This window comes from Nocardia rosealba (genome assembly GCF_020216065.1).
Taxonomy (GTDB): Bacteria; Actinomycetota; Actinomycetes; order Mycobacteriales; family Mycobacteriaceae; genus Nocardia; species Nocardia rosealba.
In genome coordinates this window covers 212,489-226,315 of sequence record NZ_JAIWNA010000001.1, presented here as the reverse complement: position 1 = coordinate 226,315, position 13,827 = coordinate 212,489, and the positions used below count along the sequence as shown (strand labels likewise).

Annotated in this window: 13 protein-coding genes; 3 read left to right on the top strand and 10 right to left on the bottom strand. The window is 66.9% G+C overall.

Annotation, left to right across the window (positions count from 1 at the left end; all coding sequences use genetic code 11):
• Positions 1 to 13 precede the first annotated feature (13 nt).
• The 4 genes from LDL21_RS01030 to LDL21_RS01015 are packed head-to-tail and all read right to left on the bottom strand — an operon-like array spanning position 14 to position 3,484.
• Positions 14 to 1,072, bottom strand: a complete 1,059-nt coding sequence (locus LDL21_RS01030; RefSeq protein ID WP_225278447.1) for an ABC transporter substrate-binding protein — start codon at positions 1,070 to 1,072, stop codon at positions 14 to 16.
• Between the two features lie 53 nt (positions 1,073 to 1,125).
• Positions 1,126 to 1,920 carry an ABC transporter permease gene (locus tag LDL21_RS01025; RefSeq protein WP_225278446.1) on the bottom strand — a complete coding sequence of 265 codons (795 nt, stop codon included), beginning with the start codon at positions 1,918 to 1,920 and terminating at the stop codon, positions 1,126 to 1,128.
• Complete coding sequence (locus LDL21_RS01020) at positions 1,917 to 2,723, bottom strand: ABC transporter permease (RefSeq protein ID WP_225278445.1); 807 nt, start codon at positions 2,721 to 2,723, stop codon at positions 1,917 to 1,919. Before LDL21_RS01020 ends, LDL21_RS01025 begins: the two co-directional genes overlap by 4 nt.
• Positions 2,720 to 3,484 (bottom strand): ABC transporter ATP-binding protein, encoded by a 765-nt coding sequence (locus tag LDL21_RS01015; RefSeq protein WP_225278444.1) that lies wholly within the window; start codon positions 3,482 to 3,484, stop codon positions 2,720 to 2,722. The genes LDL21_RS01020 and LDL21_RS01015 overlap by 4 nt, the downstream gene beginning before the upstream one ends.
• Positions 3,485 to 3,712: 228 nt before the next feature.
• Between LDL21_RS01015 and LDL21_RS01010 the strand changes: the two genes are divergently transcribed.
• Positions 3,713 to 4,726, top strand: coding sequence for an alpha/beta hydrolase (locus tag LDL21_RS01010; protein ID WP_225278443.1), 1,014 nt, complete (start codon positions 3,713 to 3,715; stop codon positions 4,724 to 4,726).
• A gap of 55 nt (positions 4,727 to 4,781) precedes the next feature.
• Here the strand turns inward: LDL21_RS01010 and LDL21_RS01005 are convergent, their stop codons facing one another.
• The 5 genes from LDL21_RS01005 to LDL21_RS00985 all read right to left on the bottom strand — a co-directional run bounded on the left by LDL21_RS01005 (position 4,782) and on the right by LDL21_RS00985 (position 8,890).
• Positions 4,782 to 5,441, bottom strand: a complete 660-nt coding sequence (locus LDL21_RS01005; protein WP_067979284.1) for a TetR/AcrR family transcriptional regulator — start codon at positions 5,439 to 5,441, stop codon at positions 4,782 to 4,784.
• 74 nt (positions 5,442 to 5,515) lie between these two features.
• Positions 5,516 to 5,854: a DUF3349 domain-containing protein gene (locus LDL21_RS01000; protein WP_067641966.1), complete on the bottom strand. Its 339-nt coding sequence runs from the start codon at positions 5,852 to 5,854 to the stop codon at positions 5,516 to 5,518.
• A 10-nt stretch (positions 5,855 to 5,864) separates the two neighbouring features.
• Positions 5,865 to 6,146, bottom strand: a complete 282-nt coding sequence (locus LDL21_RS00995; RefSeq protein ID WP_225278442.1) for a hypothetical protein — start codon at positions 6,144 to 6,146, stop codon at positions 5,865 to 5,867.
• A gap of 12 nt (positions 6,147 to 6,158) precedes the next feature.
• Complete coding sequence (locus LDL21_RS00990) at positions 6,159 to 7,322, bottom strand: inorganic phosphate transporter (RefSeq protein WP_225278441.1); 1,164 nt, start codon at positions 7,320 to 7,322, stop codon at positions 6,159 to 6,161.
• Positions 7,323 to 7,384: 62 nt separating this feature from the next.
• On the bottom strand, positions 7,385 to 8,890 hold the full coding sequence (locus tag LDL21_RS00985; protein WP_225278440.1) for an ATP-dependent DNA ligase: 1,506 nt from the start codon (positions 8,888 to 8,890) through the stop codon (positions 7,385 to 7,387).
• 94 nt (positions 8,891 to 8,984) lie between these two features.
• On the opposite strand from LDL21_RS00985, the gene ramB reads away from it, so the two are divergent.
• Positions 8,985 to 10,391 (top strand): acetate metabolism transcriptional regulator RamB, encoded by a 1,407-nt coding sequence (gene ramB, locus LDL21_RS00980; protein ID WP_225278439.1) that lies wholly within the window; start codon positions 8,985 to 8,987, stop codon positions 10,389 to 10,391.
• Positions 10,392 to 10,394: 3 nt separating this feature from the next.
• On the opposite strand, the gene LDL21_RS00975 is transcribed toward ramB, so the two are convergent.
• Positions 10,395 to 12,224, bottom strand: coding sequence for an acyl-CoA dehydrogenase (locus LDL21_RS00975; protein ID WP_225278438.1), 1,830 nt, complete (start codon positions 12,222 to 12,224; stop codon positions 10,395 to 10,397).
• 319 nt (positions 12,225 to 12,543) lie between these two features.
• Between LDL21_RS00975 and urtA the strand changes: the two genes are divergently transcribed.
• Complete coding sequence (urtA, locus tag LDL21_RS00970) at positions 12,544 to 13,794, top strand: urea ABC transporter substrate-binding protein (protein ID WP_225278437.1); 1,251 nt, start codon at positions 12,544 to 12,546, stop codon at positions 13,792 to 13,794.
• Positions 13,795 to 13,827: the final 33 nt, after the last annotated feature.

Below are 13,827 nucleotides of genomic sequence, written 5' to 3'. Positions count from 1 at the left end.
CCGGCGCCGCGGGTCACTTGAGGGAGGGGTTCTCCGCGTAGATCTCGCGGAGGATCGACAGGTCGAAGAGCTGGTCTGCCTTGATGTCGATCTTGGCGGTACGCAGGGCGGCGATGTTCTGTTCGATCAGGGCGTCGGACATGGTGAGCAGGCCGTCGGTGCGGGTGGCGGCCGAGACGACCAGGTCGTTCTGGGCGGTGGCTTCCTTGATCTGTTCGTCGAGGGAGAGTTTGAGGTCCTTGCCGTACACCTCGACCGCCAGGCGGGCCGACTCGGCGGGGTCGGCGACGGCGTCCTTCCAGCCCTTGATCTGGGCGGTGAGGAAGGCTTTGAGTTTGTCGCGTTCGTTGTCGATGGTCGACTGGGCGACGGTCAGGGTCTCGGCCACCAGCGGTAGACCGAAGTCGGCGAAGAGGAAGTGGTCGTTGGCGAAACCCTTGGCGGCCAAGGTGATCGGCTCGTTGGTCACATAACTCACCCAGCCGTCCACCTCGCCGTTGGCCAGCGGGGTCGGGTCGAACTGGGCGGGCACCACGGTCACCTCGCCGGGCGCGATGCCGTTGGCGGCCAGCAGTGCGCTGAAGATCAGCTGGTTGGTGTCCTGCACACCGATCTTGCGGCCCTTCATCTCCGCCGGGGATCTGATCGGCTTACCCGCCGCGCTGACGATCGCGAAGGGATTCTTCTGGTACGTCGCGCCGACGATCTTGGCGGGCAATCCCTCCAGCACGGCGGGCGCGGTGGTCTGCGGGGCGGACAGGCCGATCCACACCTTCCCGGTGTCGAGACCGGCCTCCACAGAGGTACTCGCCGCACCACCCGCGATGAGATCTACCGTTCCGAATCCGGCTTCCTTGAAATACCCGCGCGAATCGGCGAAATACTCGCCCGCGAATTCGATGTTCTTGATCCACGACAACTGCACCGCGACCTTGCCGTATTTCGAGCCGTCGTCGGTGGAACCGGAAGTCGCCGAACTACCCCCGCATGCGGCGAGCACGCTCGCACCGCCGACAGCGGCGCCGGTGAGCGCGGAAAAGCGAAGGAAACTACGGCGGTCGATACTGTTCATACGCAGACGCTAGATTCGTCGCGTTTCGTTTTCTTTGCCGCCAGGTTCCGCGACTATTCTTTCCGCCTCACCCCGAATCGGGCGAGCACCAGGTTTTCGATCACCCCGACCAGCGCGTACAGCACCACCGACACCACGGTGACGACCACGATCGACGCCCACAGCCGGTTGTACTGGAACATCGGAATGGCACGCACCAGAGCGGCACCCAAACCCGTTCCGCTGCCCAGCCATTCACCGAGCAGCGCGCCGATCAGCGCGCCGGGCACCGAAACTCGCGCGGCGGCGAAAATCGACGGCAGCGCGGCGGGCACCGCGACCATCCGCAGCCCGGTCCATCGCGAGCCGCCGTATACCGTCACCAATTCCATCGCCTGCCTCGGTGCTTCACGCAGACCGGTCATGATCATCACCAGCGCGGGGAAGAACACGACGATGGCCGTCAGCACCGTCACGCCCGTCGTCCCGCGGCCGAACACCAGCACCACGATGGGGCTCAGCGCCACCAGCGGCACCGACCGCAGCAGCATCGCCACCGGCATAAAGGTCTGTCGCACAGCCGAATACAGCACGAACAGCGCCGCGACTCCCATCGCACCGACCATGCCGACGGTGAACCCGACGGCGGCGTCGGCCAGGGTGATCGCGAGATCGTCGAGGATCGCCTGCCGGGCCGTCGGCGCACCCGGCGAGGTGACCAGGTAGGCCCAGATGTCCGAGGGTGTCTTGCCGACCCGCGGGCCGATCTGCGGAAACGCCCGAAGGAACAACGTCCAGATCACGAGCAGCAGTAGCAGCGAGGTGACCAGCGGGAACAGGAACCGCCCGAGGCCGCGCAACACCGTCATCGTTTCGCCTCCACACTCGTCCACGGTGCGACCACCCGGGCCAGCAGCGCGATCAGCACATATCCGAGCCCGGCCAGCGCTGCCGCGGCCAACGCCATCCCCCAGGTGCGCGGCACGTTGTAGGCGGTCTGCGCCGCGGTGAGCGCCACCCCGATCCCGCTGTCCACACCGCCGAGGTACTCACCGATGATCGCGCCGAGCACCGCCGACGGCGCCGCGATCTTCAACGCGGCGAACGTATTCGGCAGCGCCGCGACGGCTCGCACGCGGTAGAGCTGCTGCCATCGACCGCCGCCGTAGGCGCGTACGAGGTCCAGGCTCGCCGGGTCGGCCGAGCGCAGCCCGCTCACCGCGCCGACCATCGTGGTGAAGAAGCAGTACATCGCGGCCAGGAACACCGTCGGCGTGCGCCCGCCGAACACCACCAGGATGATCGGTCCGAGCGCGACCAGCGGCGTGCAGTAACTCAGAATGGCGAGCTGGGTGGCCAGGGGTTCGACGCGCGGCACCAGCATGATCGCCACCGCGATCCCGATCGCGAGGGCATTGCCCCAGAGGAAGCCACGCAGTGCACCACCCGCGGTGACCTGGAAGTTCGGCCCGTACAGTGCCCACCCGTCCGACCACATGGTCGAGAGCACCTGCCACGGCGTCGGCACCGTTCCCCCCGCGACGCCCGCGGCGGCGAGCACCCACCAGCACACGATCAACGCCGTCACACCGAGCGCCCCGGCGAACCGCGCACCGCCGACCCACAGGCGCCCACCCGGCACCGAACGCTCGCCGGTACCCGAGGCCGTCATGCCACGCCCGCCCGCCCGAACAACAGTTCCGAGAGGTAGTCGTGCAGCTTGTGGAATTCGGGCGTGCGCATCATCTCCGGCGTGCGTGGCCGCGGCAGATCGATCTCTACCAGTTCCAGCACCCGCCCCGGTCGCGGGCTCATCACCGCGACCACGTCGGAGAGGAACACCGCCTCGCCGATGCCGTGGGTCACCATCAGCGTCGTGGCGGGCTGCTCGGTCCAGATCCGCAGCAGTTCCAGGTTCAGCCGCTGCCGGGTCATGTCGTCCAGCGCACCGAACGGTTCGTCGAGCAGCAGCACCGACGGTTCGACCACCAGCGCCCGCGCGATCGATACCCGCTGACGCATCCCACCCGACAACTGCGCGGGCTTGGCCTTCTCGAATCCCTCCAGCCCGACCAGCGCGACCAGTTCCGCGATCCGCTCCCGGTCCACGGGCAGCCCCGCCACCTGCAAGGGCAACGCGATATTCGACACAACACTGCGCCACGGCAGCAGCGCCGAATCCTGGAACGCGATCCCCAGCTCGTGCGAACCACGCAACTGCGCCGGAGTGTGCCCGTTGATCCGCGCGGTACCCGCGCTCGGTTCGTCGAGGCCGGCCAGGATCCGCAGCACGGTCGACTTCCCACACCCGGACGGGCCGAGCAACGACAGGAACGCGCCGTCGGCGGTGTGCAGGTCGACCGAATCCAAGGCGTGCACGGTGTCGCGCCCCACCCGGAACGACTTGGATAATCCGCTGACCTCTATACCCATGGCGTCACCCTAAGATCGCCCGGTTTCCCCGATATTTCCGATTCACCGGCGGTTATTGCGCGACCGTTAAGTCCACAGATTGGGACTCGTAACAGTTTCACTCTCGGGGAGGACATAGGATATCGGAGGATCTGACAGCCTCGTCGCCACCGGGCGCTATACCCGGTGCGCGGGGACCAACTGCGATGACGGCGCCGACACGGCCCGTGGACTGGAACCGACTGTTCGATGAAACTTTCTGCACTACGAAATGTCGCCGCGCTGCGCACGACGGCCGTGGCCCTGACCGCCGCCATGTCGGTGGCGGCGCTCGCCGGTGGCGCCTCGGCCCAGCCGGAGAAGGCATCCTCGGTGACCTCGGTCGTCAAGGAAGGACGCACCTGGCACCTGAAGGTGTACTCGGCGGCGATGAAGAAAGACATCACCATCGACGTGCAGCGCCCCGTCGACGAGTCGCAGCCCGCGCCCAACTTCTACATGCTCAACGGCCTCGACGCCGGTGAGGGCACCGCGAGCTGGGCAGCCCAGACCAACGCGCTCGGCTTCCTCGCCGACAAGCAGGTCAACGTCATCCAGCCCATCGGTGGTCGCGGCAGCTACTACACCGACTGGAAGCAGGAAGACCCCAAGCTGGGCCTGAACAAGTGGAAGACCTTCTTCACCGAAGAGCTCCCGCCGCTGCTCGACAGCACCCTCAACTCGACCGGCCTGAACGCGCTGGCCGGCCTGTCCACCTCCGGCACCTCGGTGCTGCAGCTGGCCGAGGCCAAGCCGGGCCTGTTCAAGTCGGTGGCCGCCTACAGCGGTTGCGCGCAGATCGCCGACCCGCTGGGCAAGCAGGCCGTCAAGTTCTCGGTGGAGACCTGGGCGGGCGGCAAGACCGCCAACATGTACGGCGCCGACAACGACCCGGCCTGGGTGGAGAACGACCCGGTCATCAACGCCGAGAAGCTGCGCGGCACCAACCTCTACATCTCCAGCGGTAGCGGCATGCCGTCCAACGCCGATGTCGAGTACTACCTCAGCAACGCCCCCGGCCCGATGGGTGCGATCAACCTCGGCCTCGGTGTGGGCATCGAGGCGGCGACCAACGCCTGCAGCCAGAACCTGAAGGCCAAGCTGGATTCGCTGAGCATTCCGGCGACCTACCAGTTCACCCCGATGGGCACCCACTACTGGCCCTACTGGGAGCAGGCGCTGCACGATTCGTGGCCGCTGCTCGCCCAGGGTATGGGTATCTGATTTCGCGGTAACGACAAACGGGAGGCGTCCATCGGGCGCCTCCCGTTTTCGTTCCTCAGGCCGTGCGCGCGGGCAGACCGGAACGGATGAAGTAGGCGATCTGGTCGCAGATCTCGTCGACCGAGATCGCGTCGCCCGGCACGGTGGCGTGCACCATTTCCTGGGCAAGAGAGGTGACCGCGCCGATCAGCGCGAGGGTGAACAGGTGAAAACTGCGCGAGGGCGCCTCACCGCGTTCGGCCGCACGTTGCGCCTCGCGGGTGAGCAGCGCCGAAATCGCACGCCGCTGCGCGCGCCGCCATTCCTCCACCGCCGGGCTCACCCCGACGATCTCCACGTAGAAAACCCGTGCGGCCCGCCGATCCCGGCAGGTCACCGAGAGAAACGCGCGGAAACTCTCCACCACGCGCACCACGAGCGGCTGTTCACGGGTGCGGTCGAGGGCTTCGTCGAGGCGTTGCAGCGCGGCGGAATTGAGCCGGTCGACCAGCGCGATCAGTAGCGCTTCGCGGCTGCCGATGTCTTCGTAGAAACTGCGCGTCGACACATTCGCAGTGGCACACAATCGTTCGATCGAGGTCGAGGAATAACCACGGGTTCCGAACAATTCCAGGGCCGCGTCGGTCAATCGGCTCCGGCGTAGGGCAATTCGCTGCTCGCGCGACAATCCACCATAACTTCGACCACTCTCGACTTCTGCCGCACGCCGTACCACCCGTGCATGCTAGCGCGCGAACGGCACGAATCCGGTGGAATCGTCAGCCACCAATTCTATTGGCACACGGCGAATTACTCGGAGTCGTCGATCGGTTCGGCCAGCGGCCAGCCACCGGCCGCCAGGTGCGAGGCCACCCGCGACACGTCCTCGGCGGCGGGCTGCTGTTTCGCGAAATCGGCGACAGCGGCCGCGATCTCGGCGTGGCTGATGGATTCGCGATTCGGATTGGCCGCGATCAGCTGTTCGCCGATGGCCACCACCTCGTAATCGGTGAGGTTGCGGTGCAGCACCGCGAACAACGCGACGTAGTCCGATTGCGGAATACCCTGCGGGTAGCCGGCGCGCAGCCAGCCGAGCACCCGCGACATCAGGCCGGGGCGTACCGGTGGAGTGGGTGACGAGTCGGTCATTGGTCCTCGCTCAGGATTGTCCGAACAGGTGGATGCCGAACTGGTGTGCGATGAAAGCCTTTGCCGTGAACAGGATTCCGCAGATCACCAGCGCGACGATGAGAACGACGCAGACGAACGCGCCCGCGAGGGCGAGATGGTTGCGCCGCACCCCTCCGTCGGCGTCGACCGTTTCGCCGTTGGCCCACCAGCGCACCGCGAACGCGAAGACGGCGGGCACGCCCGCGCCGAGGACGAGGGCGGCGATCAGCACATCCCACAGTTCACGCAGATTCAGCCAGAGTGTGTGCATCCCGGTGTCCTCCTATTCCGGCCGCGGGTGGTCGGGTTCGGCCGAGGCCCATTCCTCGTTGACGTTGTGGTGGTCGACCGGGTCGCGGCGCGAGCGCAGGTAGATGGCCAGCGCTCCCGAGATCAGTATCGCGAACACCACGAGCACGCCCGCCAGGCCACCGATCAGATACGCCAGCCCCCAGCAGATCGCGCCGACCACGCCTGCCGCGGGCAGTGTGAGCATCCATGCGACAACCATGCGGCCCATCACGCCCCAGCGCACCTCGGCGCCCTTGCCGATGCCGGTGCCGAGGATGGCGCCGGTCGCGGTCTGTGTGGTCGACAGCGGCAGCCCGAAGTGCGCGGAGGTGAGGATGATCGCCGCCGACGTGGATTCGGCCGCCAGGCCCTGCGGCGACTCGATCTCGACGAGGCCCTTGCCGAGGGTCCGGATGATGCGCCACCCACCCAGGTAGGTGCCGAGCGCGATGGCGAAGGCACAGGAGGCCATCACCCACAGCGGCATGTGGTCGTCGGCGTCGATCGAGCCGTAGGCCACCAGCGCGAGGAAGATGACGCCCATCGTCTTCTGCGCGTCGTTGGTGCCGTGGGCGAGCGAGACCAGCGAGGCCGATCCGATCTGACCCCAGCGGAAGCCCTCGTCGGTCTTGTCCTTACTCACCCCTCGGGTGATGCGGTACACCAGATAGGTGCCGATCGCGCCGACCAGCGCGGCGACGACCGGCGCGAGCACCGCGGGCAGCACGATCTTCACCAGCACACCCTCGGTGCCCGAAACCCAGATGACGCCGCTCCAGCCGAGCGCGGCGAGCGTGGCGCCGATCAGCCCGCCGAACAGGGCGTGCGAGGAACTCGACGGCAGGCCGAGCAACCAGGTGAACAGATTCCACAGGATGCCGCCGACGAGCCCCGCGAACACGATCACCAGCAGATCCTGGCCCTGTACCTCGTCGAGCCGCACGATCCCCTTGGCGACGGTCGCGGCGACGGCCACCGAGAGGAACGCGCCGATCAGGTTCAGCGCACCCGAGATCGCCACGGCCGTCTTCGGCTTCAACGCACCGGTGGCGATGGAGGTCGCCATGGCGTTGGCCGTGTCGTGGAAGCCGTTGGTGAAGTCGAAGGCGAGAGCTGTGACGATGACGATCAACAGGACCACAAGTTCGGCGCTCACCCGACCAGTGTGTCGTATGGCCGTTCCGGATTGCCGCAGTGTTGCCCCGAAAGTCGCGGCGGTCAGCGTCCGCCCAGCGCACGCACGGTTTCGATGGTGTCCGCCTGGGCGGGTTCCTTGTCCGGGCGGTACCGCAGCACCCGGGCGAACCGCAGGGCGACGCCGCCGGGGTACCTGGTGCTCGTCTGCACGCCGTCGAGCGCGATCTCGACCACCAGATCCGGGCGCAGATACACCGTCTGGGCGTCGCGGTGGGTGGCGTGACTGGGGAATTCCTCGGTCTGCCAGCGCAGCAGTTCGTCGGTGAGGCCCTTGAAGGTCTTACCGACCATCACCGGTTCGCCGGTGTCCGGGTCGAGCGCGGCCAGGTGCAGGTTCGACAGGAATCCCGTGCGGCGGCCGTACCCCCATTCGGCACCGATGACCAGCAGGTCGAGGGTGTGCGCGGGTTTGACCTTCTGCCAGGCCTTACCACGCCTGCCCGCCGCGTACGGCGCCTCGAGCGACTTCACCATCACGCCCTCGTTGCCGACGGCGAGCGCGTCGTCGTAGCACTCGGCGGCCGCCTCGGCGTCGGGCGCGACCAGTGCCGGGATGGCGTGCTGTCCGGCCAGCCGGTCCAGTGCGGTGCGGCGCACGCGCAGGGGCTCGTCGAGCAGGTCTTCGCCGTCCAGGTGCAGACAGTCGAAGAAGTACGGGTGCAGCAGCAGTTCGCGGGTGTCGCCGACGGTGGCGAAGCGGCTCATCGTCTCCTGGAACGGGCGCGGGCGACCGGCGTCGGTGAGCGCGAGGGTCTCGCCGTCGAGCACCACGCTCGTGCAGTCCAGGCCACGAACCAACTCGACCAGTTCGGGTACGCCCGCGGTGATGTCGCGCAGGGTGCGGGTGAACACCCACACCCGCTCCCCCGCCCGGTGCACCTGGATGCGGGCGCCGTCGAGTTTGTGTTCGACGCTCACCTGTGGGCCGAGTTCGGCCAGCGCCTCGTCCAGTGAGCCGCCCGGGGAGGCGAGCATCGGCGCGACCGGCCTGCCCACCTCGAGGCGGAACGCCCGCAGCGCGTCCTCGCCGCCGGTGATCGCGGCGACGGCGGTGGCGGGCAGGTTCCCGGAGAGCATGTGGGCGCGGCGGATCACGTCGACGCCGATGCCGGTGGATCGAGCCAGGCCCTCTACTACCTGCGCGGTGAGCGCCCCCTGGCGCAGTTCGCCGGTGAGCAGCCGGATCAGAAAGGACTGTACCTCTTCGGTCGCCGCGGTGAACAGCTCGGCGAGTACTTCGCGGCGGCTGTTGGTGGAACTCAGGCCCTTGAGCCGCGTGAAGTAGTTGTCGACCTGTTCGACCGTGAGTTGGGTCTGATCGCTCGCCGCCGCGCCCAGCCCGGTGACCGTTCGCCACCCCACGCCGATCCGGCCCTGTGTGAGTTCACCCGACAACCAGGCGACCACAGTGCCGATCTCCGCCGGACCCGCGGCCGAGAGCAACGCGGCGAGGGCGGCGGTCTTCTCCTTGCGCGACCGGGTGGCCCGGACCTGCTCCGAGGTCGCGACGACATCGCTGAACAGCACCGTTCGACCGTAGCGCGCGGGTGTGACACATCGCTCAGCACACGCTGCTAAGAACCGGTTGGCAACCCTGTGAAACCGCCCATAAACTGGACATATGGCCAAAACCTATGTCGGTGCGCGGCTGCGCCAGCTGCGTACTGAGCGTGGGCTGAGCCAGGTGACGCTGGCCCAGAAACTGGAGATCTCGGCCAGTTATCTCAACCAGATCGAGCACGATGTGCGCCCGCTGACGGTCCCGGTGCTCACCCGGATCAACGAGGTCTTCGGCGTCGACCCCACCTTCTTCTCCGCCCAGGACGACACCCGGCTCATCGCCGAACTCCAGGAAGTGGTGATGGATGCCGAGCTGGGCATCGAGGCCGACACCAAGGAGATCGCCGACATGGTGTCGGCGCACCCGTCGATGGCGCGGGCCCTGGTCGCCATGCACAACCGGTACCGCAACACCAGCGCTCAGCTGGCCGCCGCCACCGAGGACCGTTTCGCCGACGGCTCCGGCAGTGCCGCGATCAGCAAGCCGCACGAGGAAGTGCGCGACTACTTCTATCAGCGCCAGAACTACATCCACGAGTTGGACACCGCCGCAGAGGATCTCACCGCCCGCATCCGCTTCCACGGTGGCGAGGTGAGCACCGAGATCGCGCGACTGCTCCGCTCGCACGGTGTACGGATCAGCGAGCGCATCGACCTCGGTGAGGGCGTACTGCACACCTACGACCCGCAGACCAAGCAGCTCGAGATCTCCCCGCACCTGTCCGGCGGACAGCGCACCTTCAAACTGGCCGCCGAACTGGCCTATCTGGAATGCGGCGCGCTGCTCGAAAAGCTGGTCGAGGAGGGCAATTTCGCCTCCGACGCGTCACGCAAGCTGGCCATGCTCGGCCTCGCCAACTACTTCGCCGCAGCAACGGTGTTGCCCTACACCCACTTTCACGAGGTGGCCGAGGACTTCCGGTACGACATCGAACGATTGTCGGCGTTCTTCTCGCAGAGCTACGAAACCGTCTGCCACCGCCTGTCCACCCTGCAACGTCCGTCGCTGCGCGGTGTGCCGTTCTCCTTCGTCCGGGTGGACCGCGCGGGCAACATGTCGAAACGCCAGTCCGCCACGGGTTTCCACTTCTCCGCCAGCGGCGGCACCTGCCCGCTGTGGAACGTCTACGAGACCTTCGCCTATCCGGGCAAGATCATGACCCAGATCGCCCAGATGCCCGACGGCCGCAAATACCTCTGGGTCGCGCGCACCGTGGAACGCCGCGCCACCCGCTACGGCCAGCCGAGCAAAACCTTCGCCATCGGCCTCGGCTGCGAACTACGCCACGCCTCCCGCGTCGTCTACGCCGACGGTATCGACCTCGGCGAAGCCACCGCCACCCCCATCGGCGCGGGCTGCCGAGTCTGCGTCCGCTCCAACTGCCCCCAACGCGCCTTCCCCCCACTCGGCAAGTCCCTCGACATCAGCGAACACCGCAGCTCCGTCTCCCCCTACCTCATCAAGTAGCGCTCAGAAGGCTTCTTCCGGGATGGCCATGATGTCGGTGTCGAGGGCGGCCAGGACGGAGCGGGTTGCGGTGAGTTCGGGCAGGACGTTCTTGGCGAAGAACGAGGCTACGGCTACTTTGCCCTGGTAGAAGGGGCGATCCTTGGCGGAGGATTCGCCGGTGAGGGCGGCGGCGGCGATTTCGGCCTGGGCGAGCAGGCGCCAGCCGATGAGCAGGTCGCCGACTGCCATCAGGAAGCGCACCGAGCCCAGGCCGACCTTGTAGAGCTCGGGCGGGTCCTGCTGTCCTGCCATGGCGTAGCCGGTGAGGGTGGCGGCCATGGCGGCGACGTCGGACTGGGCGGTGCGCAGCAGGGTGCGTTCGGTGGCGAAGCGGCCGGAATCGTTGGCGAGGAACGCGGTGATCTGCGCGTTCAGGTGGCCCATCGCGGCACCGCCGTCGCGAATGATCTTGCGGAAGAAGAAGTCCTGGGCCTGGATGGCGGTGGTGCCTTCGTACAGCGAGTCGATCTTGGCATCGCGGATGTACTGCTCGATCGGGTAGTCCTGCAGATAGCCGGACCCGCCGAAGGTCTGCAGCGATTCGGTGAGCAACTGATAGGCCCGCTCGGACCCGACACCCTTGACGATCGGCAGCAGCAGATCGTCGATGCGGTGCGCCATCTCCGGGTCGGCACCCGAAACCAGCTGCGCCACATCCACATTCTGATGCGCGGCCGTGTAGAGGTACACCGCCCGCAACCCCTCCGCGTACGCCTTCTGCATGGCCAGCGACCTGCGCACGTCGGGATGGTGGGTGATGGTCACGCGCGGCGCCGTCTTGTCGGACATCTGCGTGAGATCCGCACCCTGCACCCGTGTCTTGGCGTATTCGAGCGCGTTCAGATACCCGGTCGACAACGTGCCCGACGACTTCACCCCCACGGTCATGCGCGCGTTCTCGATCACCTTGAACATCTGCGCGATCCCGTTGTGCACCTCACCGACCAGCCACCCCTTGGCGGGCACACCGGTGGCGCCGAAGGTGAGTTCGCAGGTGGGCGAGGATTTGATGCCCATCTTGTGCTCGAGCCCGGTGACGTACACACCGTTGCGATCGCCGATCTCCATGGTGTCGGGGTCGAAGAGGAACTTCGGCACATAGAACAGCGACAGGCCCTTGGTGCCGGGCCCCGCGCCTTCGGGCCGGGCCAGCACCAGGTGGAAGATGTTCTCGGCCGCCTCGCCCACATCGCCACCGGAGATGAACCGCTTCACCCCTTCGATGTGCCACGACCCGTCGGGCTGCGGGATCGCCTTGGTGCGCCCCGCGCCGACGTCGGAGCCCGCGTCGGGCTCGGTGAGCACCATCGTGCCCTGCCAGCCACGCTCGAAACCCCCACGCGCCCAACGCTTCTGCTCCTCGGTACCGATCTCGTAGAGCACCGAGCCCATGAGCGGGCCCATGTTGAAGAAGCTGGCCGAGGGGTTGGCGCAGATGATGAGCTCGTTGATGGCCCACAGCAGCACGTTGGGCGCGGGCGTGCCGTCCATGCCCTCGGGCATGCCGAGCCGGTACCACTGCGCCTCGTGCACGGCGGCCACGGTCTTGCGCAGCGGCTCGGGCACGGTGATGTCGAAGGTGTCGGGGTTGTAGGTCACCGGGTTGCGGTCGGCTTCGGCGAAGGTCTCCGCGATCGGGCCCTCGGCCAGCCTGCGCACCTCGTCGAGGATGTGGCGCACCGTGTCGGAGTCCAGGTCGCCGTAGGCGCCGGTGTCGAGGAGCTTGTCGAGCCCGAGTACCTCGAAGAGATTGAATTCGATGTCACGCACGTTGGCCTTGTAGTGCCCCACTGGGCTCCTCCTCGACTGACCACCCCGCGGCCCGAGCGCCGCGAGATTCCGGCTGTTCGACGTCGTACGAATCGCCAGCGTGCCGCACGGGTGCGTGGCTACGCAACCGTAGCCACGCTGTAGCTCCCCACCGAACAATTCACACGGACGAAACAGACGAAACGGGCACGTGACCGGGAGATATTCCGCTGCAACATGTTCCATCTACTGTTCCGCTCACGAATACAGCCGCTGTATACAACCCGGTGTACAGCCAGGCAGCGGTGTGTTCGTTGTGGCGCGCGTGCGCCGCCGTTACACCTGATGAGGAGAACGCCCCATGTCTGATTCCCGTGTGCTCAGGGCACTGGCCGTCCCCACGGCGGTAGCCCTGGCCGGCCTGTTGCTCACCGGCTGCGGCGCCCGCGACGACGCCTCGACCGGTTCCACCGCGGCGTCCTGCGTCGACACAACAAAAGACACCATCAAGGTCGGTTCGCTGCACTCGCTCTCGGGCACCATGGCGATTTCCGAAGTCACCGTTGCCAATTCGACCAAGCTGGCTGTGGACCAGATCAACGCGGCGGGCGGGGTGCTCGGCAAGAAGATCGAAATCGTCCCCGAGGACGGCGCGTCCGACCCGAAGACCTTCGCCGAGAAGGCCGAGAAGCTCATCAGCTCCGACTGTGTCGCCGCGGTGTTCGGCGGCTGGACCTCGTCGAGCCGCAAGGCCATGAAGCCCAAGTTCGAGAGCCTGAACTCGCTGCTCTACTACCCGGTGCAGTACGAGGGTCTGGAAGATTCCAAGAACATCTTCTACACCGGCGCCACCACCAATCAGCAGATCGTCCCGGCCTTGGACTACCTGAAGCAGAAGGGCATCACCTCCCTCTACCTGGTCGGTTCGGACTACGTCTTCCCGCAGACCGCCAACCGCGAGATCAGGGCCTACGCCGCCGCCAACGGCATCGAGATCAAGGGCGAGGACTACACCCCGCTCGGCTCCACCGACTTCTCCACCATCGTCAACAAGGTGCGCACCGCCAAGGCGGGCGCGGTGTTCAACACCCTCAACGGCGACTCCAACGTGGCGTTCTTCCGTGAGTACTCCAACGCGGGCCTCGAGGCTGCCGAGATGCCGGTGGTCTCGGTGTCGATCGCCGAGGAAGAGGTCGTGGGTATCGGTGCGGACCGCCTCGCCGGCCAGCTGACCGCCTGGAACTACTACCAGACCGTCGACTCCCCGGCGAACAAGAAGTTCGTCGCCGACTACAAGGCCGCCTTCGGCGCCGACAAGCCCACCTCCGATCCGATGGAAGCCGCCTACGCCTCGGTGTTCCTGTGGAAGAACACGGTGGAGAAGGCGAAGTCGTTCGCGGTGGCCGACATCCAGGCCGCGGCCGACGGCGTGAGCTTCGAGGCCCCCGAGGGCACCGTCACCATCGACGGCTCCAATCACCACATCACCAAGACCGCCCGCATCGGTGAGATCCGCGCCGACGGCCTGATCTACACGGTGTGGGATTCCGGCAAGGCGATCACGCCCGACCCGTACCTGAAGTCCTACGAGTGGGCCAAGGGCCTGAAGTAAGTCGCCCGGCAGGTGTGGGGCGCGCCGCGTCCC

Coding starts and splice junctions, on each gene's coding strand:
- LDL21_RS01030 (WP_225278447.1), bottom strand. CDS start 1,072: ATGAACAGTATCGACCGCCGTAGTTTCCTTCGCTTTTCCGCGCTCACC.
- LDL21_RS01025 (WP_225278446.1), bottom strand. CDS start 1,920: ATGACGGTGTTGCGCGGCCTCGGGCGGTTCCTGTTCCCGCTGGTCACC.
- LDL21_RS01020 (WP_225278445.1), bottom strand. CDS start 2,723: ATGACGGCCTCGGGTACCGGCGAGCGTTCGGTGCCGGGTGGGCGCCTG.
- LDL21_RS01015 (WP_225278444.1), bottom strand. CDS start 3,484: ATGGGTATAGAGGTCAGCGGATTATCCAAGTCGTTCCGGGTGGGGCGC.
- LDL21_RS01010 (WP_225278443.1), top strand. CDS start 3,713: ATGAAACTTTCTGCACTACGAAATGTCGCCGCGCTGCGCACGACGGCC.
- LDL21_RS01000 (WP_067641966.1), bottom strand. CDS start 5,854: ATGACCGACTCGTCACCCACTCCACCGGTACGCCCCGGCCTGATGTCG.
- LDL21_RS00995 (WP_225278442.1), bottom strand. CDS start 6,146: ATGCACACACTCTGGCTGAATCTGCGTGAACTGTGGGATGTGCTGATC.
- ramB (WP_225278439.1), top strand. CDS start 8,985: ATGGCCAAAACCTATGTCGGTGCGCGGCTGCGCCAGCTGCGTACTGAG.
- urtA (WP_225278437.1), top strand. CDS start 12,544: ATGTCTGATTCCCGTGTGCTCAGGGCACTGGCCGTCCCCACGGCGGTA.